Origin of the sequence: Rhodococcus sp. ACT016 (genome assembly GCF_050477185.1) — a bacterium.
Classification (GTDB): domain Bacteria; phylum Actinomycetota; class Actinomycetes; order Mycobacteriales; family Mycobacteriaceae; genus Prescottella.
Genome location: NZ_JBEAET010000001.1, coordinates 3,395,090 through 3,419,988 on the forward strand (window position 1 = coordinate 3,395,090; position 24,899 = coordinate 3,419,988).

Below are 24,899 nucleotides of genomic sequence, written 5' to 3' on the forward strand. Positions count from 1 at the left end.
GGTAGTCGCAGTCGCCCTCGTGATCATCGCGGCACTCTTGGCGGTGCTGTTCCTCGTGAGGTTCGTGCTCAGCATCTGCGACGAGTCTGATTACGAGAGAGAGATCGCCCGCATCAACCGCGACCGGCGTCGGGCGGAGACGCAGATCAATCAGATCGCGACCGCTGCGATGCAGCAGATGACCAACGTCATGCAGCGTGAGCAAAACCGCCGGGAGTCGCCGTGAGTGGCGATGCCGGCGGGGTCGGTGGCCGCCTGTTGAACGCCTGCATCGCTGTATTCGTTGGTGTGATGGCTCTCTATGGTGCCGTCTATATTCTGCGCGAGATCTGGGTGCCGCTGTGCATCACGCTCGCAACAGTCGCCATCGTCGGCGGGTCTGCTGTCATTTTGTATCGCCATTTTCGACGCTGGTAAGCCGGATAGCAATGCGTTCCGGCCGGTGTTGTGGAATGCGCAAACCATGTTGACCGCTGCATTTGTGCAGCTCATAGTAGGAGTATGGCCGCTGCATGAATGCAGCCCCAATTGTCATTCAAATTATCTACCTAACCGCCGAAAGGAGGGTGTATTCACTATGTCCAAAGAACATCTACGCAAATCGCAACAACTGAAGCGGGGCAGGAATCGGCACGTGCGGATTCGCGGCCAGCTCCGCTCCGACCCAGACCTGGGACGCATTGCCCGTACGGTGGTTGCGATCGCCATTGCCCAGGCTGAAAAGGAGGCTCAGGCAGAGGTCGAGCGTCGCGCAGACCACCGGGAGGTGCGCGATGACTGACACCAACCAGATTGTCTTCGTGGGACTTTCGATTCCCGCACCGCTCCCTATTGAGGCCGCGCATGCTGCCATGGTCGCGCTCGCCGGACTCAGCGGCCAACCACAACTCATCCTCGAAGCACTCGGCCACAACCAGCAGGTGCGCTGGCGAATCGGGATGCCGCGACACCAACGTCATCCAGTGGTCGAAGCACTACGAACCCATCTACCAGGACTAGTCACCGATGAGCCGGTAACACTCCCTAGCGGCTCACGTGCCGATATAGCGGCGAACGTCCGGGTCCAGTCACGATCTGGCGGCGCCTGTGTGCTGGCGCATGAAGCAACCGAGTCAGTGACCCGAGGCATCCTCGGAGCGCTGGCAGTCGCGAACCGTCATGAGCGCGTTTACCTTCAGCTCGTGCTCGGACCCCGTAAGGCGCCGCAAACCCCACCGGCGCAGGTGAGGAGTGGTGGCTACGCTCAGCCGGCAGTCGCGAAGCTGCGCGAATTCCGGTTCGGCTGCGCTATCCGGATAGCAGCGACAGCTGCAGATGACGGGCGAGCACGACGACTGGCTGATCGGGTTGTCGGGGCCGTCCGAGGACTCAACGCGCCGAACGCTCAGATTACCGCCACCCGCAGATCCACCGCCGCTTTCGATAACGCTCGTGCGCCGTGGTTCTGGACAACCACGCTGAGCGTGAGTGAGGTCGTTGCGCTGACGGCCTGGCCGATCGCTCGCCGTGATGCCGCACCACTCCCCGGTGTGCCTTCGCGACATCCGAAGCTGCTCCCGGCTCTGGCGAGTACTCCAAAGGAAGGTCGGGTGTTCGGGGTATCAACCGCAGAGACAGATCGACCCATCGCGATCTCGGTCCGCGACTCGCTGTCAGGAATCGCCATTACCGGCCCGACGGGCGTGGGTAAGTCGAATCTACTGGCGCAGTTTGCGCTGGCAGATATCGCTGCGGGGCGTGGACTCGTGGTGATCGACCCCAAGGGCGATCTGATCGACGACATCCTGGTCCGGGCCGACGAATCGCGACTCGACGACGTCGCCGTCGTTGATGCCACCGACTCCGCACCGATCGGGATCAATGGACTGGTCGGTGCGGCCGATCCCGACCTCGCGGCCGACACCACCCTTGGCGTGTTCCACTCGCTATGGGCCGACGCGTGGGGACCACGCACGCAAGATGTCCTGCACGCTAGCCTCCTGACGCTAGCCCGACGCGGTGACGCCTCGATCGCGATGCTGCCGCTACTGCTTACCAATCCGGGCTTTCGGCGCTCGATCGTGGGCCAAGTGGCCCGCGAGGACCCGATGGGGCTCGGTGGCTTCTGGGCGTGGTGGGAGGGCCTCGGCGAGAACGAGCAGGCGCAGGCTACCGCGCCGCTACTGCGGCGAGTTCGTCCGATTCTGCTGCGTCCCGGCCTGCGGGGCATCCTCGGCCAGCGCCGTCCGAAGTTCGATCTGGCCGACGTGTTCACCAAGCGCCGCATCCTGCTGGTGAGTCTGGAGAAGGGCAAGATTGGCCCCGAAGCGGCCGCGCTGCTCGGGTCCCTGATCGTCTCGCAACTGTGGACCGCGACCCTCGCTCGGGCCTCGCAGCCGCCCCATTCTCGGCAACCGGTCACCATCCTGATCGACGAAGTCCAGGACTACCTCCGGCTCCCTGGCGATATCGGCGATGCGCTCGCCCAAGCCCGCGGTCTCGGTGTCGGCTACACACTCGCGCACCAGCACCTCGGTCAGCTCTCCAAGTCGATCCGCGAAGCCGTTACCGCAAATGCCAGGACTCGCATCGCCTTCCAGCTGAGTCACCCTGACGCCCGCGAGTTTGCCAGCCTCACCAGCGGACAGCTCGAGCCAGCGGACTTCGAAGCGCTGCCCGCCTACCACGCGTACGCCCAGATCTTGCACCAGAACACTCCCAGCCCGTGGGTCAGCGTCACCACTACGAAGATGCCCGATCCCGTTCGTTCCGCCGTGTTGGTCCGCCGTCGTTCCCGCGAGCGCTACGGCCAGCCGCTCAGCGACGTCGAAGCCGATCTCCTGTCGCTGACCGAGCGTCGATCCGCCCGTGAATCCTTCGGCCGTACCAAGCGATCCGATGCGGAAGGGAGCGCGTCATGACCGGCTACATCCCAGGACAAGGCATTCCGCCCGCTATTCCAGCCGGCTCGTCTGCCACATCGCCGTCGACGCAGGTCTGTGACGAATCTGTGCGCGGTCGGGGGACGAATACTCCGCCGACGATGTCGACGGAGAGCGCCCGAGTATTGCAGCCGGACAAGCGACGGCGACGGATCGACAGCGACAAGCTCCGGCGTATCAGCGAAGCCATGCCCGAGCGGGATCGCGCGGTCCTCCGCAGCATCGATGAGCACCGCTACTTGACGACGCACCAAATTCAGTCCTTCGCCTTCACCGCTCACGGCAGCACTGACTCGGCCGCCCGCACCACGCGTTACGTCCTGGCGCGACTTGAACGCCTCGCATTGGTCCGGTCGCTGCCACGCCGGGTGGGTGGGGTCCGAGCGGGCAGTGCCGCCCGTGTTTGGCAGCTCGCTCCGGCCGGTGCCAGACTGCTCCGCGACGAGGGTCAGACCTACCGCACCCATGAACCGTCGCTGCGCTTCCTCCAGCATTGCTTGGCGGTCGCCGATGTCCACCTCGGCCTGCGCAACCTGACCGCAATAGAGACCGTCGAAGCGATCGACGTGGCTACCGAGCCCGATTCCTGGCGGCGCTATATCGGCCCCGGCGGTGAGCAACGCTTGCTACAGCCCGACCTCGCCAGCGTCGTCCGGACGAGAGACTACGTCGACCGCTGGTTCATTGAGGTCGACCTCGGCACCGAATCGCTGCCGACCGTGCTGAAGAAGTGCGGCCAGTACGAGACCTACCGAGCCAGCGGCATCGAGCAAGATGCCCACGAGGCCTTCCCGCTTGTGATCTGGATTTTCACGAGCCAGACGCGAGCCGAGAAGGTTATGTCCTCGATCTTGCGCTCTCCCAAGCTGACACCTGACCTCTACCGCGTGGTGACGACTGACGGCTTCGCAGCCAGCGCGCAGGAGTGGCTGCAATGAGCGGGCCAGCACGAAACCAGATTTTGACCGGCGATGCGCTCGCACAGTTGAAGACGCTGCTCGACGCCAGCGTCGACTGCGTCATCACCAGCCCGCCGTACTTCCGGCTGCGCGACTACGGCCACGACGACCAGCTCGGCCTCGAACCGCACGTCGACACCTGGGTTGCCCAGCTGCGGGCCGTGCTGACCGAATGTGCCCGCGTGCTCGTGCCGACCGGGACACTGTGGCTCAATCTCGGCGACACCTATAGCACCCACACTAGAGAAGGCGCCGCTCGCAAGAGTCTCCTGCTTGGTCCGGAACGTCTGGCGCTCCAACTGATTGCCGACGGCTGGACGATTCGCAACAAGATCGTCTGGGTCAAGACCAACCCGGTGCCATCGAGTGTGCGTGATCGGCTCACTGCCTCGCACGAGGTCATCTACCTGCTGACACGATCACCGCGCTACTACTTCGACCTCGACGAGATCCGCATCCCCCACGTCTCACAGCGGCCACGCCGATCACCTCGACCAGCGAACCGTGCGGAGAGGGCAGGACGAGGGCCCAACACGCACAGCGATCGGGGCCTGCTTGACCTCCGCGCGAGCGGACGGGTCGGTCATCCTCTCGGCAAGAACCCCGGTGACGTCTGGGCTATGAGCGTCAGCACCTTCCGGAGCAGTCACATCGCGACATACTCGGCATCGCTCGTCCGTCGCATGATCCTGGCCGGCTGCCCACGTCTGCGGTGCGCATACTGCCGCTGCCCCTGGACCCGCGAACTTGTCCGACGCGGCGACCAAGCTCGCCGCAAACCACCGCGACCAAGCTGCAACTGCGACGCGCCCGCCGAACCCGGACTCGTCCTCGATCCGTTCATCGGCTCCGGCACCACGGCCGTCGTCGCTGCCCGGACCGGGCGCGACTGGCTCGGGATCGACATCAATCCGCGCTACGTCGAGCTGGCCGAAGAACGCATCCGAACCGCGCTACAGCACAACACAACGAAGCCCACGAAAGAACTTAAATAGGTAAGGACAACCTCGCCGAATTCTACAACGATTCAGGTACTGCATTTATGCAATTTTGGGAATATAATAGAAATAAAGAAACGAATGAATCGGAGGTGAATCACCATGACGAACGCTACTAACGCAGTCACGCTCGGAAAGGCACTCAAAGACCGCAGAAGCGAGCTTGAGTTGACGATCAAGGAGGTGGCTCGCCGCTCCGGCATGACCGATTCCAATGTGCTTCGTATCGAGCGCGGCGACATCCCCCAGCCAAGACCGGACACGCTGAAGTCATTGGCCGATGTTCTGGGACTCGAACTCTCCGACTTGTTCAACCTCGCGGGCTACGTCCAACCGAAAACACTCCCGAACTTCTCCCCCTACCTCCGTAGCAAGTACTCAGATCTCCCGGAATCGGCAGCGAAAGAAATGGAAGCTAGTTTCGCGAGAATTGCCGCAAAGCACGGGTATGACCCGAATGGACCTCGCGACGGAGAAGACGAAAGAGAATAACTAAGAGCCCACTACGAAAGGAGGCTCACTATGACACATACTTACAAACCATCAGTACTGACGAGCCTCCGGGCGGTCATCCCGCAGCGCGACGCGAGCTTCCTGGAAGCACTACGTACCGCCGAGATCCAGGCAGCCAAGCTTGCCGATCTGATCGGAGACGAACGCGGCATCCTCGAGCACCACATCACCGGACTGCCACGCATCGTCGTCATCCATGAGAACATCCCCGTATCGGGCATGAGCTACTGGGACGGCCAGCAGTGGGTCATCGTGCTCTCGGCCAGGGAACCCGCCGTTCGACAGCGCTTCACACTCCTGCACGAGTTCAAGCACATCATCGATCACGGCCACACAGACCAGCTCTACCGCACCACCCACAAGATGACGGCGCCCGAGCAGGCCGAAGCCGCCGCCGACTACTTCGCAGGTTGTGCCCTCGTCTCCAAACGATCACTCAAAGCCGCCTGGGGCAACGGCATTCAGCGCGTCGCCGATCTGGCATCTCACTTCGGTGTCAGTGAAACGGCCATTCGCGTCCGTCTTGCGCAAACTGGACTCGACAAGACCAACGATGTACCCCTCACGAGCCGCTGCGCCCGGCCTATTCACACCAACCGCTCCGAGCGCCAGAAATTCATCCGCGCACCCCGCTCGACCCGACAAAGGAGCTACGCATGACCGCCGCACCATCGCTCGGGACCAAGCCGATGGCGGTTCAGTACCTCCGCGTCAGCACCAAGGACCAAGCCGAGCGCGGTGGCGAAGCAGAGGGCTTCTCAATCCCCGCCCAGCGCGAAGCCTGCCTCCGTAAAGCGCAGTCACTGGATGCGGTGACCGTTGCCGAGTTCGTCGACGCTGGTGAAAGCGCCCGCTCAGTCAATCGTCCGGAACTGAAGAAGATGCTCGACTACGTCAAAGCACATAAGATCCAGTACGTCATCGTGCACAAGATCGACCGTCTCGCCCGCAACCGTGTTGACGACATCGAGATCAACCTGCAGCTGACGTCAGTTGGCGCCCAACTGGTCTCCTGCTCAGAGAACATCGACGAGACACCGAGCGGGATGCTGCTGCACGGCATCATGAGCTCGATCGCCGAGTTCTACAGTCGCAACCTGGCCACCGAATCCCGCAAGGGCATGCTCCAGAAAGCGAAGGGCGGCGGCACTCCGGGCATGGCGCCGTTCGGCTACCTCAACAGCCGCATCCGCACCGACGATGGCAGAGAAGTGAAGACCGTCGTCATCGACCCCGAGCGCGGCCATTGGGTCACCTGGATGTTCGAGCGCTACGCCACGGGCGAGTGGACAGCCGGCATGATCAAAGACGAGTTCGACAAACGCGGTGTGACCACCGTGACCCGGCCGAATCGCCCCAGCCGGCCGATCGCCCACTCACACGTCACGTCGATGCTCCAGAACCGCTATTACACGGGCACTGTCAGGTTCGAAGGCGTCGAGTATCCCGGTAGTCACCCCGCGCTCGTCAGCGAAGCACTCTTCGCCGAAGTGCAACAGGTCCGCGAGGCCCGCCACCAGAGCCGCGAAAAGCCGCGCGTGCACAACCACTACCTGAAAGGATCGGTCTACTGCGGGCAGTGCGGCGAACCGCTCACGTTCGAAAAGACCCGTAACCGGGTGGGCATCACCTACGACTACTTCTACTGTCTCGGTCGTCAGCGACTCAAGAACGGCTGTACCTTTCGCGCCATCCAAGCACCCCACCTCGAGGACCTGGTGATCGCACACTGGCAGACTGTCACGCTCAGCGAGCAGCAGACCAGCACCATCCGTGGCCTCATCCTCGACCACATGCGCGTCCTGCTGCCCGACGCGACGCAAACGCGACAGGCAGCCTCCGAGCAACTCCAGCAACTCGAACAGGACAGCCGCAAGCTGCTCGATGCGTTCTACGCCGACGCGATCGGCACGCCAGAACTCCGCACTGAGCAAGCGCGCATCGCGACCGAACGCGCGCAGGCGGAAGCGAAGCTCGGCGAGTTCGATCTTCAGGAATCACATCTCGCCGCAAAGCTCGAAGGCTGCCTAGAACTCCTCGGCAATGCCCACGAGTACTACCTGCTGGCCGATGCGAAGTCGCGCCGAGACCTCAACCAGAGCATCTTCACGCACCTCTACGTCCACGACGACGACATCGTCGCTAGCGACCTGACTCCGGCCTACCAACTACTCATGAACGACGATCTGGCCGCGACGCTGGCATCCGAACGGAAACGGGAGCAGAACCTCGTCGTTAGAACCAGTGACCTTATCGACGTGACAGAGGTCACCGACAATGTCGACAGAGGTGGCGAAGCGACCACACGGGACCTACCGACACGCGCCCGCAGGATCGCCCCAGACGCCCGAATCCCCAGGTTCCTGGCCAACGAACGCCCCAGCGGTGCGATGCCGTGGGAAAAAGAAAGAACCACGGCCCCTGAGGACCGTGGTTCTAACATCATTTCTTTGGTAGCGGGGACAGGATTTGAACCTGCGACCTCTGGGTTATGAGCCCAGCGAGCTACCGAGCTGCTCCACCCCGCGATGCATGAATGAAAGTACACGAGCCGCCGAACCGAAGGCAAATCGCCTGCAAGCGACTCGAATCGGCGCGCCTCAGACCCCTCGCACACCCCGGACGCAGCCATGCGAGTGACACAGTTCACGAAAATGCGGTGATCCATCTCACATAACAGGTATGTAACGCTACGACTTCAACTCTGCAACGACCGTCCTCCACCTGCGGAAACACTTCGCCGTAGCGAAATCGAACGGGTTGACCGGTCTGTTTCAACGAGGTGACGGCCCGCGAAGCTCTGTCGTACGTTCGTTACCGGCTCGTGATGATCGAGCGCATCGACCGACCGCCCCGCCGCTGCCAGCTCTGCCCCCGCGGGACCGGACACGACAAACCCTTCGAGGGGCAGGGACGCGAAGATCGCACGCCCGGGACGACGAATCGTCGACCGCAGGCCGCTCGCGTCAGCGCAGGAGAGGATCCAAACCCGCATGACCATCAGCATCAGCAAGCGTGCCCTCGGCATGGCCGCCGTGACCGGCGCCCTCGTCGCCGTCCCGTTCGGCCTCGCCACCGGCACCGCCTCCGCCGCGACCCACAACTGGGACGGCGTCGCACAGTGCGAGAGCGGCGGAAACTGGTCCATCAACACCGGCAACGGCTACTACGGCGGCCTGCAGTTCTCGCAGAGCACCTGGCAGGCCAACGGCGGCGGCGGCTCCCCGGCCAACGCGTCGAAGGAAGAGCAGATCCGCGTCGCCGAGAACACCCTCGCGTCGCAGGGCCCCGGTGCCTGGCCCGTGTGCGGCCAGTACCTCAGCGAGGCCGCGCCCGCACCGGCACCCGTCGAGCCCACCCCGGCTCCGGCCGTCGTCGCCCCGCAGCCCGCCCCGATGCAGGCCACCGCGGCCCAGTACATCGATCAGGCGGTCCAGGCGGCCGGCGACCTCGCCGCGCAGCACGGCTACGGTGACCAGTTCCAGCAGGTGCTCGGCACCCACGGCAACGTGCTCGCCGACATCAAGGCCAACTTCGTGCAGTAAGGCCCACCGCCGAAGGGACCCTCCGCGCGCTCGCAGCGCACGGAGGGTCCCTTCGTTTTCCGACCGTCGTCAGGTCCGGGCGGTGGGCCCGCTACCCGCCGGCCTGCTGGTAGGCCTGGATCGCCTTCTGCAGCTGGTCGAGCGCGTCACCGTAGGCCTTGAAGTCGCCTCGCTGCTGCGCGGTCTGCAGATTCGCGAGCGCCGAATCCAGCTGCGCGACTGCCGCAGCCTTGTCCGGCGTCTGACCGGCCGCCGGCGGCGGGGGCGTCGTCGTGGGCGACGTCGTCTGACCGGTGTTCTGCTCCGGTGTCGGCGACGTCTCACCGCTCGGCGCGGTCGCGGCGTTGCCGGTTCCGGAACCGAACACCTGATCCAGCGCCTCCGCCAGCGTCGGCGCGTAGCCGACCTTGATGCCGTTGGTGTCGGTGAAGCTCACCATGACGCGCGCCAACTGCGGGAACGCGTTCGGCGAATTCCGCTGCGTGTAGATCGGCTCGACGTAGAGGATGCCGCCGTCGGCGATCGGCAACGTCAGCAGGTTGCCGTACTGGATCTTGTTCGACTGCTTGAGCAGCGACAGCTCACTCGCCACGCGCGGGTTCGACGTCATCGCCGACTGCGCCTGCTGCGGACCCTGCGTCTGCGTCTCCGTCGGCAACTGCAGCACCGTGAACTTGCCGTAGTTCTGCGGATCCGACTGCACCGAGATGTAGGCCGACAGCAGCTCACGCTGGTAACCGACCATCGGGCTGGTCAGCACGAACTGCGGCTTCGCCGTCTTCGGGTTGCCGGACAGGACGTAGTACGGCGGCTGATTCTTGTCCGTGTCGACCGTCGGGTCGCTCGGCACCGACCAGAACGCGTTGTTACCGAAGAACACGCCGGGATCGTCGACGTGGTACTTCGCGAGCATCTCCCGCTGCACCTTGAACAGGTCCTCGGGGTACCGGAAGTGCGCCTGCAGATCGGCCGAGACGTCCGACTTGGGCTTGACGGTGTCCGGGAAGACACCCATCCACGCCTTGAGCACCGGATCCTTGTCGTCCACCTGGTACAGCGTGACGGTGCCGTCGTACGCGTCGACGGTCGCCTTCACCGAGTTCCGGATGTACGACACCTCCTTCTTCGGCAGCATCCGCCCGGTCGCCTGGTTGGTGCTGTCCTGCACCAGCCCCTCGAGCGACGAGCGCTGCGCGTAGGGGTAGTTGTCGAGCGTGGTGTACGCGTCGACGATCCACTGCATGCGCCCGTCCACGACAGCCGGGTACACCGTGCCGTCGGTGGTGAGCCACGGCGCCACCTTGTTGACGCGCTCCGCCGGATCGCGGTTGTAGATGATCTTCGAATCCGACCCGATCGCGCCCGAGAACAGGATGTTGCGCTCGGTGTACTTGGCCGCGAACGCCAACCGGTTGAACCAGTTGCCGATCCCGACGCCACCGTCACCGGTGTACGTGTACTTCTGGTCGTCGGTGTCGTACTCGCGGGGCGCGCTGCCCGGGGAACCGCCGACGATCGCGTAGTCGGCATCCGAGGCCGCGATCACCGGACCGTAGTAGATACGGGGGTTGTCGACCTCGAGCGCCTTGTCGGTGGGCTTGGTCGTGAGGTCGCTGACGGTGTAGATCGGGTAGCCGCCGGTGTTGTTCTGGGCGTCGCCGCTCACCGCCGTCACCTGGTTCGCGTACGCGGCCACGAACCCGTTGCCGTGCGTGTAGACGGTGTGCTTGTTGATCCAGTCCGTCTGGTTGCCCTGCAGGCTCGACGGGGACAGCTCACGCGCGGCCACGACGAAGTCCCGCAGGTCACCGTTCATGTCGTAGCGGTCGATGTTGAGCGACTTCGGGAACGCGTAAAAGTTCTTGAGCTGCTGCTGCGCCGTGAACGTGGGCGAGAGGATGTTCGGGTCGAGCAGTCGGGTGTTCGCGATCGTCGTGACGTCCGACGGCACATCCTTGGGCTGCTTCTCCGTCTTGCCCGAGTACGGCACGTATTCGACGGTCTCGTCGGTGATCCCGTACGCCTGCCGCGTCGCGGTGATGTTGCGCTCGATGTAGGCGCGCTCCTTGTCGGCCGCGTTCGGCTTGACCGAGAACTGCTCGACGATCAGCGGGTACACGGCGCCGACCAGGATCGACGAGAGCACGAGCAGGACGACCGCCATCGCGGGGATCCGCAGATCGCGCAGGAAGATCGCCGCGAAGAACGCGATGGCGCAGATGATCGCGATCGCCATCAGGATCAGTTTGGCCGGCAGGACCGCGTTGATGTCGGTGTAGCCGGCGCCGGTGAACGTGGGCTCCTTCCGGCTGCTGAACAGCAGTGCGTACCGGTCGAACCAGTAGGAGATGGCCTTGAGCAGCACGAACGTGCCCGCGAGGATCGCCAACTGGACGCGCGCAGACCGCGTCAGCGCTCCCTGCCGACCGCTGAGGCGCAGGCCACCGAAGATGTAGTGCGTGATCAGGCTCGCGAAGAACGCGATGATGACCGCGACGAACAGCCAGTTCAGAACGAACTGGTAGAAGGGCAGGTCGAACGCGTAGAACCCGATGTCCTTACCGAACTGCGGGTCCGTGATCCCGAACGAGCTGCCGTTGAAGAACATCTGCACCGTCGCCCAACTGGCCTGACCGACCAGACCGGCGAACAGGCCGATCACGACAGGGATGCCGATCCCGAACAGCTTCTGACGGGTCATCACCGCCGTGCGGTACCGCGCCACCGGATCGTTCGACCCCGGCGACGGCAGGAACATCGGCCGCGACCGATACGCCAGCAGCAGTGCGAGCCACACGATCGCACCGACGACCAGTCCGACGATCACGAACAAGGCCAGTCGAGTGAACAGCACCCTGCTGAACACCCCACGGAAGTCGACCTCACCGAACCACAACCAGTCGGTGTAGATGTCGACGAACCGAGGGCCGATCAGCAACAGTGCCGCGGCGATCAACGCCAGAATCAGCAGCACGCGTGTGCGTTTCGACAACGAAGGTAATCCGGCGGGGGGCCGCATGCCCACTTGCCACTCTCCCAACAATCCGGCGACGCCTTCGCGCCGCAGCCAATGCACCGTCCAGCGTCACGTGAGAGTGACCGTTTCGTCCCACTCTACGTAATGAGTGGGCGTCGAGAGCGCCGCGACCGACGAGTGCCGGCGCAGCCCCCTGATGCAAGGATATGTACGTGATCGACAGCGATGGCGTGTTCCACGGGGATGACCCGTTCTCCGGCAACCCGAATGTGAACCTTTCCGACGAGTCCCTGCGCAGATGCGTGCACGAAGTGATCGACTTCGTCGACGCCGGTGGGTGGGGTCAGCCCCCGACGATGTTCGCCATCGTTCCGACCGCACTGGTCGCCGCGGCCGAGCCGTCGCTCCTCGACCAACTGGACGACGGTGCCGAGCTGACGCCGATCGAACAGGGCGCCCTGCCCGACGACGTCGAGGGCGGCTCCCCCGCACTCGACGAGTTCCTCGCCACCATGAGCTGGCCGTCCGAGGTGGTCGGCTGCGCACTGGTGCAGGAGATCGTGGTCCTCCCGCCGGAGGCCGAATCCGACCTCGACGACGCCCTCGCCCCGACTCTGTCCGACCGGCACGCCGCGGAGGAGGCCGCACGGACCGCAGCCGAAGAACACCCCGACCGCCGGGAGGCGCGCCTGATCGCCGCCGTGCTGCGCGACGGGCCGTCGATCGCGCTGCTGCAACTGCGCCCGACCGACAACGACGACCCGTTCGCCGGAATCGAGCTGCGCACCTACGACAACCTCGCACCCGGCGTGGTCGCCGCGCTGTACGCGACGCTCGAAGCCGACGAGGACTAGCCCGTCAGCAGGTCGGTGCCGTTCCGCCGGAGTTGATGGTGGCGAGGGCGTCGACCGCACTACTCAGGGTGTCGACCTTCACCAGGTCGATGCCGTCGGGCCGGTTCGCGCGGGCCTCGTCGCAGTTCTTCGCCGGCACCAGGAACGTGGTCGCCCCCGCCTCCTGCGCAGCGATCATCTTGTACGGAATGCCGCCGATCGGCCCCACGTCACCGTCGGGGTCGATCGTGCCGGTGCCCGCGACGAACTTGCCGCCGTTGAGTTCGCCGGTGCTCAGCTTGTCGACCACTGCGAGGCTGAACATCAGACCGGCCGACGGGCCACCGATGTCGGCGAGGTTGAAGTCGATGGTGAACGGCACGTTCGGCACCTGCTTGGCGTTGACGCCGAGGTAGCCCTTGCCCGCGTCCTCGCCGCCGTCGGCGCCGGGTCGGGAACCGAGCGTGATCGGTGCGGTCGACTCGACGCCGTCCCGCTGATACGTCACCTGCACGGTCGTGCCGGGCGCGGCGGCGCCGATCACGTCCTGCAGCCCGACGAGCGTGTCGACGGGAGTGCCGTCGATACGCAGCAGCAGATCGCCCTCCTTCAGCACCGATGCGGCCGGGCCGTCGGTGCTGACGGTGGTCAGCTCGAGCGCCACCGGCAGGCCGAGGTACCGCAGAGCGGCGAGTTCGGCACTGTTCTCCGACTTCGCGAACTGGGCGGTGTTCTCCTCCTGGACCTCGTTCTTCGACTTCTGCGGCGGATACACCTCCTCGCGGGGCACCAGGCCCTGGCGCCCGCTCGCCCACAGCCCGAGGGCATCGAACAGCGTCAGCTTGTCGCGCACCGCGACCGTCGTCATGTTGAGATTGCCGGACGTCGGATCGACCTCGGTGCCGTCGATCTCGACGACGGGCTTGCGCACGACCTTGCCGTCTTCGTTGACGTCGGCGTCACCGAGGGTGTTGACGGTCGGACCGGGACCGAGCGCGACGAACGGCACGTGCACCGTCGTCCCCAGCACTCCCAGAGCCACGACCGGGGCCAACGCTGCCAGCAGGGTCACCATCCGTCGGTTCACCAGGCCCAGGATAGAGCGCCGACCGGGGCGCTCCCCGCCGCCCTACCGGCTGTTCGCCGTCAGCGTGATCTCCGCGCGGGCCACAGGCCGTCTCGCCTTGTACCGTTGAACTATGAGCGATCTGCCCTTTGGTTTCTCCAACTCCGACGACGACCCGGACCGTAAGAAGGACTCGGGCCGCGAACAGGGCGGGGGGCAAGGCGCCGGTCAGCCGTTCGGCTTCGATCCCAGCGCGTTCGGTCTCGGCGGCGCGGGCGGCCCCGGCGGGGCGGGATTCGATCCGGCGGCCCTCGGCCAGATGCTCACCCAGTTCGGCCAGATGCTCAGCGGCATGGGCAACGCGATGGGTCAGGGCGGGCAGTCGGGCCCCGTCAACTACGACGTCGCGAAGAATCTTGCACGCCAGCAGATCGGCTCGGTGACCCCGATCACCGAGGGCACCGCCTCCGCGGTCGCCGACGCCGCCCGGCTCGCGGAACTGTGGCTCGACGGCGCCACGACGCTGCCGGCCGGTGCCACCCGCACCCTCGCGTGGACGCCCAACGACTGGCTCGACGGCACCCTCGACACGTGGAAGCGCCTGTGCGACCCGGTCGCCCAGCAGGTGTCCGGCATGTGGGTCCAGGGTCTGCCAGAGGAAGCCCGCAGCATGATCGGCCCGATGGCCGGAATGCTCACCCAGATGGGCGGCCTGACGTTCGGCTCCCAGCTCGGCCAGGCCCTGGGCCAGTTGTCGAAGGAGGTGCTCACCTCCACCGACATCGGACTGCCGCTCGGCCCCGCCGGGACCGCGGCACTGCTGCCGGCCGCGATCGAGGCGTTCAGCGAGGGCCTCGAGCAGCCGCACCGCGAGGTGCTCGTGTTCATCGCGGCCCGCGAGGCCGCCTACCAGCGCCTCTACACCCATGTGCCGTGGCTGCGTCAGCGCCTGCTGTCGACGGTCGAGGACTACGCGCGCGGCATCAAGATGGACTTCTCCGCGATCGAGGAGGCCGCGCAGGGACTCGACCCGTCGGCGCTGACCGACCCGTCGCAGATCGAGAAGATCCTGCAGCAGGGTGCGTTCGAACCGCAGACCACCCCCGAGCAGAAGCAGGCACTCGAACGCCTCGAGACGCTGCTCGCACTGGTCGAGGGTTGGGTGGAGACGGTCGTCTCCGAGGCGCTCGGCGACCGACTGCCCGGCGTCGCGGCGCTCACCGAGACGCTGCGCCGTCGTCGCGCGACCGGCGGACCGGCCGAGCAGACCTTCGCCACCCTCGTCGGCCTGGAACTGCGCCCCCGGAAGGTCCGTGAGGCCGCGCAGTTGTGGCGTCGACTCACCACCGACACCGGCGTCGACGCCCGCGACGGCGTGTGGGCGCACCCCGATCTGCTGCCGGACTCCTCCGATCTCGACAGCCCGGCCGCATTCGTCGACCGGATCCTCGGCGGCGACTCGGGCACCTTCCACGATCCGATCGCACAGCTCGAGCAGACCGAGGCCCGCGAGCGCGAGGAGAAGAACCGCGAGAGCGGCGACTCCGACTCCTAACCGGTAGGGGTCTCGACGCGGTCGCCGGAACCGTCGTCGGCGGCGCAGTCGCCGCCGATCAGGTCGACCAGGTCCGGCTGCCGCGTCACCACCGAGTAGGCCTCGAGGTAGCCCATGGCCCGCTCGGTCCTCGGATACTGGCGCACCTCCCGCCAGAAGCGCTCGTTGTGGCCGCCGGCGACATAGAGGTGCACGAGTTCGTGGACCAGCACATAGTCCAGCACGTACGACGGCACCGTCCGCAGCAGTTCGCTGACCCGGATGGTGCCGTCCTGCGGCGTGCAGGACGCCCAGCGGGTCCGCATCGACGGCACCCAGCGCACCGACACGGGGGCGGCCGCTCCCCCGAGCCACCGCGCCGACAGTCGGGCGGCGCGCTCGGCGAGTTCGACGTCGCTGCGTTCGGCGCGGGCCGCGGCACGGCGGTCCGCCCGCTCGAGCTTGCCGATCATCTCGGCGACCAGTTCCGACTCCGCGGTCTTCGACAGACCGGTGGGCATCAGCACGACCACTTTGTCGCCCTCGCGCCGGGCACTGACGGTGCGGCGCCGACGAGCGCTGCGGCGGATCTCCACCTCAGGTCTTCCGGGGTGGTCACTGTCGAAGGTTCCGGTGCCGGTCACGAGGACCCACGCTAGCGACCGGTTCCGACAGCGCCGGACGCGCATTTCGGACGAATCCGCGGGCCGCCCCGAAGACGCACGTCGCACGCCGTCCGGGCCTGTGGACAACCCCTCCCGGCAACCGATTCCCGCGGCCGCGGGATGCGATCGTCGACGCCATGACCCAGGCACCCGTGCGACGCGTCCACAGCCCCGTGCTGGATCCGCGCCGTCCCGTCGTGATCCGCCCCAGCGGACGTGTCCAGATCGGCTGGGATCCCGACACCGCCCTGATCCTGACGCCACCGGTCGGCATGGACGCCGCCGCGCTCGTGTCGGTGCTGCAGTTGCTCGACGGCCGGACGCCGCGCCCCACGGTGGTGTGGCGGGCCGTCGAGTACGGCATCACGCCCACCGACATGTCGACTCTGCTCAGCGAACTCGACGAGGCCGGGCTGCTGCGGCCGGCGCCGATGCTGCCGGCCGCGCTGCCCGCCATCCGGATTCATGGCCGTGGTCCGCTCGCGGACGCGATCGCCACCGGGCTCGAGGGCGCGCCGGTGCGGGTCACCCGGTCCACACACTTCACCACCGACACCGACGTCACCCGGTGGAACTGCATGTGCGTCGTCCTCACTGACGACCTGGTCGCGGATCCGCGGCTGGTCGACGCGCTGTTCACGGCCGGGACACCGCACCTGCAGGTCCGCCTGCGCGACGGCCGCGGCATCGTCGGCCCGCTCGTGCTCCCTGGTCGCACCAGTTGCCTGCGGTGTGCCGACCTGACCCGGTGCGCTGCAGACGAGGAGTGGCCGCACGTGGCCGCGCAACTGCTCGGTCGGGTGGGCCACGCCGGGCCCGCCGCGGTCATGGCCACCGCGGCAGTCGCACTCGGACAGCTCGAGAAGGTGCTGTCGGGGACGGCCCGACCGGCGCCCGCGAGCCTCGACGCGACGCTGGAACTCGACCTGGACACGCACCGTCTTGCGGTCCGGCCGTGGCCGCGCAACCCACGGTGTGGATGCTCACGATCGACGATGTTCGTGGACGAACCCGGAAATCTTCCGCCATGATGGTTAGGTGTCCGAAATTCCCCGCAGAAGCACCGCTCGCACCGCCAAGCTCGCGAGCATTCCGCTGGGCATCGCAGGGCGGGCCGCAATGGGCTTCGGCCGGAAGCTCGCCGGCGGGGACCGGGACGCGATCGACGCGCAGTTGACGTCGAAAGCGGCCGAACAGTTGTTCACCGTGCTCGGTGAGCTCAAGGGCGGCGCGATGAAACTCGGGCAGGCGCTCAGCGTGATGGAGGCCGCGGTCCCCGAGGAGTTCGCGGAACCGTACCGCGAAGCGTTGACCAAGCTGCAGGCCGAGGCTCCCCCGCTGCCCGCCAAAGCCGTGCACCGGGTGCTCGACCAGCAGCTCGGCACCAAGTGGCGGTCGCGCTTCGCGGAGTTCGACGACACGCCCACCGCGTCGGCCAGCCTCGGGCAGGTGCACCGCGCGGTGTGGGCCGACGGGCGCGACGTGGCGGTCAAGGTGCAGTACCCCGGCGCCGACGAGGCGCTGCGGGCCGACCTGAAGACGCTTACGCGCTTCGCGAACCTGTTCACGTCGGTGATGCCGGGCACCGACATCAAGCCGGTCCTCGACGAGCTCAGCGCCCGCACCGAGGAGGAGCTGGACTACCGCATCGAGGCCGAGAACCAGCGCGCGTTCGCGAAGGTGTTCGACGGCGATCCGAAGTTCGTCGTGCCGCGGGTCGTCGCGAGTGCCCCCAAGATCGTTGTCACCGAATGGATGTCAGCCACGCCGCTGTCCGCGATCATCTCCGGCGGCACCCCCGAGCAGCGCAACACCGCGGGCGCCCTGCTCGCGGAGTTCCACTTCGTCTCGCCCGCCCGTGTCGGGCTGCTGCACTGCGACCCGCACCCGGGCAACTTCATGCTCCACGACGACGGCCGGCTCGGGGTCATCGACTTCGGCGCCACCGCCCCCATGCCGGACGGCCTGCCGCCCGTGCTGGGCCGAATGGTCCGGCTCAACCTCGAGGAACGCTTCGAAGAACTCACGGAACTGTTGCGCGCCAACGGGTTCGTCCTGCCCGGCCGCACCGTCACCGATCGAGAGATCGCCGACTACCTGCGCCCGTTCACCGATCCGATCCGCACCGAGTCGTTCCACTTCACCCGGGCGTGGCTGCAGAAGGCCGCGGGGACCGCGACCGACTTCCAGAGCGCACACTTCCGAACGGCACGTGCGCTCAACCTGCCGCCCGAGTACTTGATGATCTTCCGGGTGCTGCTCGGATCGGTCGGCATCTGCGCGCAGCTCGACGCCTACGCGCCCTACATGGCCATCCTCACCAAGTGGCTGCCGGGCTTCTCCGAGGAGCTCGTCGAGCCTGTCGATCTCGAGAGCCTCGACGGCGCATAGCTCGTCCGACGCGTCGGCTCGCGCCGAGCCGGGATTCCGACAGGATCCTCAGACGAACTGAGGAACCATGTCCGCGAGCCGGGGAAGCACGGTGTCGCGCCATCCGATGCCCATGCGCTCGTAGGCACCCTGCTCGCGCTTGTCGTCGAGCTCGAAGCCGGTGTGGTCGAGCAGCAGCCGCGTGCCGTTGCCCTCCTCCACGAGCCGCCACGTGAGCATCCAGTGGCCGTTGAACGTGTACACGAATCGCTTGTACTGCTCGACCTCGGTGACGGTGCAGGGAATCGAACCGAATCCCGGCATCTCGAGGTGGAACTGGTGCCCCACGGTCGCCTGGACGTCGCCCGGAACCCACCATTTCGCGAGCACATCGGGATCGGTCAACGCCCGCCACACCTTTGCCGGCGGGGCCGCGATGAACTGGTCCACCGACACGGTTCCGATACGTGCTTCAGTCATCGAGATTCTCTTTCTCCAGAAGATCTGCCATCTGCCGCAGTCGGCTGCGCCAGAAGCGCTCGAACGGGTGCAGCCACTCGCTGACGCCCTCCAGCGGCGCGGTGTCGAGTCGGTAGAACCGTTGTCGCCCCGCGGGCTCGGAGTGGACGAGCGCCGCACGGCGGAGCACCTGAAGGTGCTCGGCCACCGCCGGCCGGCTCATCTCGAACTCGGCGGCCAGATCACCGGCCGTCTTCGGGCCGTCCACGAGGAGCTCGAGCAAACGCCGACGCGCCGGGTTGGCGAGCGCGAGGAATACGTCGTCGGACACACCGACAAATTAGTAAGCAGCTTCCGACATGTCAACTATTTCCGACGCATCAGGTTGGGTCGCCCGATCCGTATCGGCTGGGCACGGACAGACAGCGGATCCACGAAAGCCCTTGCCGGATACCGGTAATCGGCATCCCGCAAGGGCTTTCGCGTCACGACGCCGGTACTACGCGCACACCAGCGTCTTCTGTTGCTCGGGGTTCTTCCGTGGTCGGCCTCGAGGCCTCTTGCGGGCGATGACGACACCCTGATCGAAGATCTCGCCGCCCCACACGCCCCACGGCTCCGCGCGGTCGATCGCAGCGTTCAGGCACCGGCTGCGGATGGGGCATCCACCGCACAGTTCCTTGGCGCGTTCGAGATCGGCCGGGGTCTCGGCGAACCACAGATCGGGATTGTCATCGACCCGGCAGGGCAGCTCCCGGCGTGCCGCGCGGACGATTCCCAGTCCGTTGGAAACGGTGTGGTTCGTGGTGCGTACTCGGCATGTCACGGTAGACACGTCTTCTCCTTGTGGTTTCGAGCGATCGGCTCGTGGCTCTTGCGGGCTTTCGGGGTTCGAACGAACCGTGGTCGAAGGCTCGGATCCAAACTCGAAGCGATGAGCTGAAACACGAAGGCCACGGTTCGCGGTTGCGATCCGTGGCCTCGGGAGGACGGGCGGAGTGTCTACCGAACGACGGTTCGGTGTCGGCTCCTGGCCACGGATGCGCAGGCTGCTGCTGCTGCCTGATCTGCTGCTGCTGCCTGATCTGCTGCGCGCAGACGGATTGCGTGCGGTGCTGCCGCCGCGACGCGCGCGGCGGCCATTTCGGCCGCAGGGAGGTATGCGCATGCGAATGCGCGCACCGACGGACGTCCCGCAGTTGCGTTCCAATCGTTCATCGTTGCCACCTCCCTTTCACGTCGTCACGGACCCCGTCTCCAGGGCTCCATATGCTGGACACGGTCACCGCACACGAGTTTCCCCGTGGCGTGCTGTCCAGAGTATGGGACCCGAACAGACCGCACAAGTTATTTTTGACCTGCGGTTTTACCGCTGATCGACTGTCACGTCAGATCCAGTGCCGGCGCCGAGCGCTCACCGCGGACCACCGCGAGGACCTCGGCACCGAACTGGTCGAGCTTCTTCGCGCCGATCCCCGGGATCGCCACGAGGGCCCGCTCGTCCTGCGGTTGCTGCTCCGCGATCGCAGTCAACGTGTTGTCGCTGAACACCACGTACGCGGGCACCTTCATCTCCCGGGACTTCTCCCGGCGCCACTCCTTGAGCGCCTCGAACAGTTCGATGTCGAGGTTCGACGGACACTGCTCGCAGCGGCCGAGCATCGTCGCCGTCGACCCCATCAGCTGCTTGCCGCACACCCGGCACCGCGGACGCCGCTTGGACTGCGCGGGCTTCGCGATGCGCGACGCCGGCGAGTCGTCCGGGATCAGTCCGTGCAGGAATCGGGACCGGCGGCGCGACTTGCGGCCGCCCTCGTTGCGGGCCAGCGCCCACGACAACGCCAGGTGTTCGCGGGCGCGGGTCACCCCGACGTACAGCAGGCGGCGCTCCTCCTCGATCCCGGCCTCGTCGCCGGGCGAGTTCGCGTCGCCGAGCACGTGGGTGATCGGCAGCGTCCCCTCGGTGAGACCGACGAGGAACACCGCGTCCCATTCGAGGCCCTTCGCCGCGTGCAGCGACGCGAGCGTGACGCCCTGCACGACCGGTGGGTGCCGCGCCTCGGCGCGGGCGGCCAACTCGCCCAACAGCGCACCCAGGGTCAGGTGCGGGTCGTGGGACAGCAACTCCTCGGTGAGCGCGACGAGCGCGGTGAGCGAACCCCACCGTTCCCGGGCCTGGGCGCCAGTTGGCTCGACGTCCGTAAGGCCCAACGGCACCAGCACCGCGCGCACCAGCGTGACCAGCGCGTCGCCCGTGTCGGCGCCGTCGGGCAGATCGTCGCGGCCGGCGGCCTGCCGGAGCGCGGTGATCGCCTGGCGCACCTCCTGGCGTGTGAAGAAGCCCTCGCCGCCACGCACCTGGTACGGGATACCGGCCTCGGTCAGTGCCTGCTCGTGCACCTCCGACTGCGCGTTGATGCGGTACAGGACCGCTATCTCGGCGGGATCGACACCCTGGTCGATGAGCTTCTTGATCTGCCGGGCCACCGCCGCGGCCTCGGCGGGCTCGTCGTCGTACTCGGCGAACGTCGGCTCGGGTCCGGGCGGCCGCTGACCGATGAGCTGCAGCCGGGTGCCGGCGATACGCCCGCGGGCGGCGCCGATGACGCGGTTGGCCAGCGAGACGACCTCGGGGGTGGACCGGTAGTCCCGCTCGAGCCGGACGACGGCGGCGTCCGGGAACCGGCGGGAAAAGTCGAGCAGGTACTTCGGGGTGGCGCCGGTGAACGAGTAGATCGTCTGGTTCGCGTCGCCGACGACGGTCAGGTCGTCGCGTTCCCCGAGCCACGCGTCGAGCACGCGCTGCTGCAGCGGGGTGACGTCCTGGTACTCGTCGACGACGAAACAGCGGTAGCGGTCCCGGAACTCCTCGGCGACCGCCGCGTTGTCCTCGAGCGCGGCCGCGGTGTGCAGCAGCAGGTCGTCGAAGTCCAGCAGTATGCCGTCGTAGTTGCGGGCCTTGAGTTCCTCGTAGCCGGTGTAGACGGCGGCGACCTGCGCCGCATCGGCCGGGACGTCCCGCCGGGCCCGCGCGGCGGCGGCCGCGTAGTCCTCGGGCGCGACGAGCGAGCCCTTGGCCCACTCGATCTCGCCGGCGAGGTCGCGGATGCTGTCGGTGCTGGTCGACAGGCCCAGCCGGCTCGCGGCCTGCCCGACGAGCGCGAACTTGCGGTCGAGCAACTGCCATTCGGTGTCGCCGACCACCTGCGGCCAGAAGTATTTGAGCTGCCGCAGCGCCGCGGCGTGGAAAGTGCGGGCCTGCACCTGCGGCCCACCGCCCCCGATGCCCAGGCCGCGGAGCCGGCCGCGCATCTCCCCGGCGGCCCGCGCGGTGAACGTCACGGCCAGCACCTGGCCGGCCGAGACGTGTCCGTTCGCGACGAGGTGCGCGATGCGGCGCGTGATGGTCCGGGTCTTGCCGGTGCCGGCACCGGCGAGCACACACACCGGGCCACGCGGGGCGAGCACCGCCGCCGACTGCTGCGGATCCAATCCCTCGTCGGGCCGGGCTCCTGTGTTCGCCGGGGTGGCATCCGCTGACATGCCGTCCATACTCTCAGGGACCACCGACACCGGCTGCCGCACCCGTCCGCGGATGTGACGTGCGCCCGCGACGGGAACAGACCGGACCGATCATGGTGTTATAGGCGCCGTGACTACCCAAGCGCCTGCCCTGACCATGTACTCGACCACCTGGTGCGGTTACTGCCGTCGCCTCAAGAAGCAGCTCGACGAGAACGGCATCTCGTACGTCGAGATCGACATCGAGGGCGATCCCGCGTCGGCCGAGTTCGTCGGCAGCGTCAACGGCGGTAACCACGTCGTTCCCACCGTCAAGTACGCGAACGGCAGCACCGCCACCAATCCGACGCTGGTACAGGTCAAGCAGGCGCTGGGACTCTAGTCAGTCGGCCTTCGCCCAGGACTCGAGCATCACCCGCGCGATCGAGATCGAGCCGGGCAGCAGCAGTTCCGCGTCCGACGACTCGCGCGTGCTCGATGCCCAGTCGCCGGCGTCGAGCGCCGCGCGCACCTGATCGCGCGTGAACCAGTGGGCCTCGGCGATCTCGCCGTCCGCGAACCTCAACGCGGCGGCGGGGTCGCCGACGGCCGCGAACCCGAGCATCACCGATCGCGGGAACGGCCACGGCTGGCTGCCCAGGTAGCGGATATCGGTGACGTCCACGCCCACTTCTTCTTGGATCTCCCGCTCGACGCACGTCTCGAGCGACTCCCCCGCCTCCACGAAACCGGCCAGCACCGAGAACATCCGCGGCGGCCAGGACGGCTGACGCGCGAGCAGCACCCTGTCGCCGCCGTCGTGCACCAGGCAGATCACCGCCGGGTCGGTTCGCGGGAACTCCTCGTGCCCGGTGCTGGTGCTGATCCGCGACCAGCCCGACATCGTCGACTCGGTGGGCGCGCCGTCGATGGCGCTGAATCCGGCGTGGTCGTGCCAGTTCAGCAGAGCCACCGCCGTGGTCACCAGTCCGGCACTGGCCTCGTCGAGGCGGTGGCCGAGCATCCGCAGATCGCCCAACTCCCCCGTCATCGCCGGCACCCGGACCGCCCACACGTGGCGGTCGCCGCGCAACCCCAGGAACACCGTCCCCGACGCCGGTTCCGCACCGAGCGACGTCGCCGGTTCGAGCACCAGTTCACGGTCGTCGACCCGGAACTGCCCGCGGGGGTTGACCCGGATCAGCAGCGCGTCCCCCCATCCGGCGCGCAAGGCGTCCGTGTCCGAACGCAGATGCTCGGCTCGGTCGACGGCGGCACGCGACAGCATGGGCGTTTCGGTCAGCGTGAAATCGGGTGCTGTGAACTCGGACACGGCAACGACCCTACTGCGGTGGTCGCCGGGAGCCGACGCGGACGGTCAGTTGCTGACGCGCTTGATGTACAGCAGAAGATCGTCGGCCTCGACGGCGTCGACCTCGGGCGAACCCACCCGCAGGAGCTGACCGTCACGCACCACGCCCAGGACGATGTCCGACAGGTGCCGCGGCGAGCCGCCCACCTCCTCGGGCTCGACCTCGCGTTCGGCGATCGCGAAGCCGGCCTCCGGGGTGAGCAGGTCTTCGACCATCTCGACAACGCTCGGCGTGGTCCGCGCGATGCCGAGCAGCCGGCCTGCGGTCTCCGACGAGACCACGACGGAGTCGGCCCCGGACTGGCGCAGCAGATGCGAATTGTCGGTCTCGCGGATCGCGGCGACGATCTTCGCCTTCGGCGCGAGTTCACGCGCGGTGAGCGTGACCAACACGGCGGTGTCGTCGCGGTTGGTGGCGACGATGATCGATGCCGCGTTCTGGACACCGGCCAGGCGCAGGACGTCCGACTTGGTGGCCGAGCCGAGCACGGTCACCAGCCCCATGCCCGCCGCCGCGTCCAGCACCAGCTGATCGCTGTCGACGATGACGATGTCCGACGGCGTGATGCCGTCACCGAGCATGGCGTCGACGGCGGTCCGTCCCTTGGTGCCGAATCCGACGACGACGGTGTGGTTGCGCACGCTGTGCCTCCAACGCTGAATCTTGAATGCCTGGCGGGAGCTCTCGGTGAGCGCCGAAAGCGTCGTACCGACAAGGACGATGAGGAAGAAGATCCGGAGCGGCGTGATGAGCACGACATTCACCAGCCGTGCTTCCGGGGTGATCGGGGTGATGTCGCCGTAGCCGGTGGTCGACAACGAGACGGTTGCGTAGTAGACGCAGTCCAGCAGGGACATCTGGTTGCCCTGCGCATCCTGGTAGCCGTCCCGACCGACATAGACGATCGCCACGGAGAGCGCGAGCGCCGCCAGCGCGTACGAGACGCGGCGCGCGATGGCTCGGCCCGGGCTGGTCTGCAGCTGCGGAACCTTGAGCACGCCGACGAGGGCGAAATCCGGCCGATCCGTCAGCTCGTCCGAGTTCCGGAACCGCCCCCTCAACCTACCGGGCATTCACTCGTCCCTATCTACGTCTCGGCCTGCAACATCGGATCGCAGCCTAGCCGCGGTTCCGGCATTCAACGAACGGCACGGGCAAACCGGACCGAACGGTGACTTCCCGTTC

General features: G+C 66.8%; 24 protein-coding genes and 1 tRNA gene. 14 read left to right on the plus strand and 11 right to left on the minus strand.

All coding sequences use genetic code 11. The features are described 5' to 3' along the window. Nucleotides 1-19 precede the first annotated feature (19 nt). Nucleotides 20-226, plus strand: a complete 207-nt coding sequence (locus ACQ5DX_RS15610; protein ID WP_430333459.1) for a hypothetical protein — start codon at nt 20-22, stop codon at nt 224-226. Continuing rightward, nucleotides 223-417, plus strand: coding sequence for a hypothetical protein (locus tag ACQ5DX_RS15615; protein ID WP_430333460.1), 195 nt, complete (start codon nt 223-225; stop codon nt 415-417). Before ACQ5DX_RS15610 ends, ACQ5DX_RS15615 begins: the two co-directional genes overlap by 4 nt. Before the next feature lie 175 nt (nt 418-592). On the opposite strand, the gene ACQ5DX_RS15620 is transcribed toward ACQ5DX_RS15615, so the two are convergent. Beyond that, entirely contained in the window at nt 593-784 is a 192-nt protein-coding gene (locus tag ACQ5DX_RS15620; protein WP_430333461.1) for a hypothetical protein, read from the minus strand. Here ACQ5DX_RS15620 and ACQ5DX_RS15625 point away from each other — a divergent pair. The 6 genes from ACQ5DX_RS15625 (at nt 774) to ACQ5DX_RS15650 (ending at nt 7,886) form a co-directional block, all read left to right on the plus strand. Further along, nucleotides 774-2,900: a type IV secretory system conjugative DNA transfer family protein gene (locus ACQ5DX_RS15625; RefSeq protein WP_430333462.1), complete on the plus strand. Its 2,127-nt coding sequence runs from the start codon at nt 774-776 to the stop codon at nt 2,898-2,900. The genes ACQ5DX_RS15620 and ACQ5DX_RS15625 overlap by 11 nt on opposite strands. Continuing rightward, nucleotides 2,897-3,859 carry a replication-relaxation family protein gene (locus ACQ5DX_RS15630; protein ID WP_430333463.1) on the plus strand — a complete coding sequence of 321 codons (963 nt, stop codon included), beginning with the start codon at nt 2,897-2,899 and terminating at the stop codon, nt 3,857-3,859. The genes ACQ5DX_RS15625 and ACQ5DX_RS15630 overlap by 4 nt, the downstream gene beginning before the upstream one ends. Beyond that, nucleotides 3,856-4,875 (plus strand): DNA-methyltransferase, encoded by a 1,020-nt coding sequence (locus ACQ5DX_RS15635; protein WP_430333464.1) that lies wholly within the window; start codon nt 3,856-3,858, stop codon nt 4,873-4,875. Before ACQ5DX_RS15630 ends, ACQ5DX_RS15635 begins: the two co-directional genes overlap by 4 nt. A gap of 105 nt (nt 4,876-4,980) precedes the next feature. Beyond that, the gene (locus ACQ5DX_RS15640) at nt 4,981-5,370 is read left to right on the plus strand and encodes a helix-turn-helix domain-containing protein (protein ID WP_430333465.1); all 390 of its coding nucleotides are present in this window, start codon (nt 4,981-4,983) and stop codon (nt 5,368-5,370) included. Nucleotides 5,371-5,400: 30 nt separating this feature from the next. Further along, the gene (locus ACQ5DX_RS15645) at nt 5,401-6,051 is read left to right on the plus strand and encodes an ImmA/IrrE family metallo-endopeptidase (RefSeq protein WP_430333466.1); all 651 of its coding nucleotides are present in this window, start codon (nt 5,401-5,403) and stop codon (nt 6,049-6,051) included. 29 nt (nt 6,052-6,080) lie between these two features. Next, nucleotides 6,081-7,886, plus strand: coding sequence for a recombinase family protein (locus ACQ5DX_RS15650; protein WP_430335691.1), 1,806 nt, complete (start codon nt 6,081-6,083; stop codon nt 7,884-7,886). Here ACQ5DX_RS15650 and ACQ5DX_RS15655 read toward each other — a convergent pair. Further along, nucleotides 7,843-7,919: transfer RNA gene (locus tag ACQ5DX_RS15655), tRNA-Met, on the minus strand. The two genes, ACQ5DX_RS15650 and ACQ5DX_RS15655, sit on opposite strands and share 44 nt — an antisense overlap. 465 nt (nt 7,920-8,384) lie before the next feature. Between ACQ5DX_RS15655 and ACQ5DX_RS15660 the strand changes: the two genes are divergently transcribed. Then, entirely contained in the window at nt 8,385-8,936 is a 552-nt protein-coding gene (locus tag ACQ5DX_RS15660) for a transglycosylase family protein (RefSeq protein ID WP_430333467.1), read from the plus strand. 91 nt (nt 8,937-9,027) lie between these two features. Here ACQ5DX_RS15660 and ACQ5DX_RS15665 read toward each other — a convergent pair whose 3' ends face one another. Next, nucleotides 9,028-11,961, minus strand: a complete 2,934-nt coding sequence (locus tag ACQ5DX_RS15665; RefSeq protein ID WP_430333468.1) for a UPF0182 family protein — start codon at nt 11,959-11,961, stop codon at nt 9,028-9,030. Nucleotides 11,962-12,182: 221 nt separating this feature from the next. Between ACQ5DX_RS15665 and ACQ5DX_RS15670 the strand changes: the two genes are divergently transcribed. Beyond that, entirely contained in the window at nt 12,183-12,767 is a 585-nt protein-coding gene (locus ACQ5DX_RS15670) for a PPA1309 family protein (protein ID WP_430335692.1), read from the plus strand. Between the two features lie 4 nt (nt 12,768-12,771). On the opposite strand, the gene ACQ5DX_RS15675 is transcribed toward ACQ5DX_RS15670, so the two are convergent. Beyond that, nucleotides 12,772-13,833 (minus strand): YlbL family protein, encoded by a 1,062-nt coding sequence (locus tag ACQ5DX_RS15675; protein WP_430333469.1) that lies wholly within the window; start codon nt 13,831-13,833, stop codon nt 12,772-12,774. Nucleotides 13,834-13,945: 112 nt separating this feature from the next. On the opposite strand from ACQ5DX_RS15675, the gene ACQ5DX_RS15680 reads away from it, so the two are divergent. Continuing rightward, nucleotides 13,946-15,367, plus strand: coding sequence for a zinc-dependent metalloprotease (locus ACQ5DX_RS15680; protein WP_430333470.1), 1,422 nt, complete (start codon nt 13,946-13,948; stop codon nt 15,365-15,367). Here ACQ5DX_RS15680 and ACQ5DX_RS15685 read toward each other — a convergent pair. After that, the gene (locus ACQ5DX_RS15685; protein ID WP_430333471.1) at nt 15,364-15,990 is read right to left on the minus strand and encodes a M48 metallopeptidase family protein; all 627 of its coding nucleotides are present in this window, start codon (nt 15,988-15,990) and stop codon (nt 15,364-15,366) included. The two genes, ACQ5DX_RS15680 and ACQ5DX_RS15685, sit on opposite strands and share 4 nt — an antisense overlap. Nucleotides 15,991-16,148: 158 nt before the next feature. On the opposite strand from ACQ5DX_RS15685, the gene ACQ5DX_RS15690 reads away from it, so the two are divergent. Together ACQ5DX_RS15690 and ACQ5DX_RS15695 are read left to right on the plus strand one after the other, a co-directional pair. Next, on the plus strand, nt 16,149-17,042 hold the full coding sequence (locus ACQ5DX_RS15690; RefSeq protein WP_430333472.1) for a hypothetical protein: 894 nt from the start codon (nt 16,149-16,151) through the stop codon (nt 17,040-17,042). A 7-nt stretch (nt 17,043-17,049) separates the two neighbouring features. Continuing rightward, on the plus strand, nt 17,050-18,402 hold the full coding sequence (locus tag ACQ5DX_RS15695; protein ID WP_430333473.1) for an ABC1 kinase family protein: 1,353 nt from the start codon (nt 17,050-17,052) through the stop codon (nt 18,400-18,402). Between the two features lie 48 nt (nt 18,403-18,450). Here the strand turns inward: ACQ5DX_RS15695 and ACQ5DX_RS15700 are convergent, their stop codons facing one another. From ACQ5DX_RS15700 to ACQ5DX_RS15715, 4 genes are all read right to left on the minus strand, one after another. Then, nucleotides 18,451-18,861: an SRPBCC family protein gene (locus tag ACQ5DX_RS15700; RefSeq protein WP_430333474.1), complete on the minus strand. Its 411-nt coding sequence runs from the start codon at nt 18,859-18,861 to the stop codon at nt 18,451-18,453. Further along, nucleotides 18,854-19,171 carry an ArsR/SmtB family transcription factor gene (locus ACQ5DX_RS15705; RefSeq protein WP_430333475.1) on the minus strand — a complete coding sequence of 106 codons (318 nt, stop codon included), beginning with the start codon at nt 19,169-19,171 and terminating at the stop codon, nt 18,854-18,856. The genes ACQ5DX_RS15700 and ACQ5DX_RS15705 overlap by 8 nt, the downstream gene beginning before the upstream one ends. A 168-nt stretch (nt 19,172-19,339) precedes the next feature. Then, nucleotides 19,340-19,666, minus strand: coding sequence for a WhiB family transcriptional regulator (locus ACQ5DX_RS15710; RefSeq protein WP_430335693.1), 327 nt, complete (start codon nt 19,664-19,666; stop codon nt 19,340-19,342). Nucleotides 19,667-20,223: 557 nt separating this feature from the next. Then, nucleotides 20,224-22,392 (minus strand): ATP-dependent DNA helicase UvrD2, encoded by a 2,169-nt coding sequence (locus ACQ5DX_RS15715; protein ID WP_430333476.1) that lies wholly within the window; start codon nt 22,390-22,392, stop codon nt 20,224-20,226. A 127-nt stretch (nt 22,393-22,519) separates the two neighbouring features. Here ACQ5DX_RS15715 and ACQ5DX_RS15720 point away from each other — a divergent pair, with 127 nt between their 5' ends. Continuing rightward, nucleotides 22,520-22,744 (plus strand): mycoredoxin, encoded by a 225-nt coding sequence (locus ACQ5DX_RS15720; protein WP_430335694.1) that lies wholly within the window; start codon nt 22,520-22,522, stop codon nt 22,742-22,744. Here the strand turns inward: ACQ5DX_RS15720 and nudC are convergent, their stop codons facing one another. Beyond that, entirely contained in the window at nt 22,745-23,629 is an 885-nt protein-coding gene (nudC, locus tag ACQ5DX_RS15725) for an NAD(+) diphosphatase (protein ID WP_430335695.1), read from the minus strand. It lies immediately after the preceding gene. A gap of 90 nt (nt 23,630-23,719) precedes the next feature. Continuing rightward, a complete protein-coding gene (locus tag ACQ5DX_RS15730) occupies nt 23,720-24,787 on the minus strand; it encodes a potassium channel family protein (protein WP_430333477.1) in 1,068 nt (355 codons plus the stop codon). Nucleotides 24,788-24,899 lie beyond the last annotated feature (112 nt).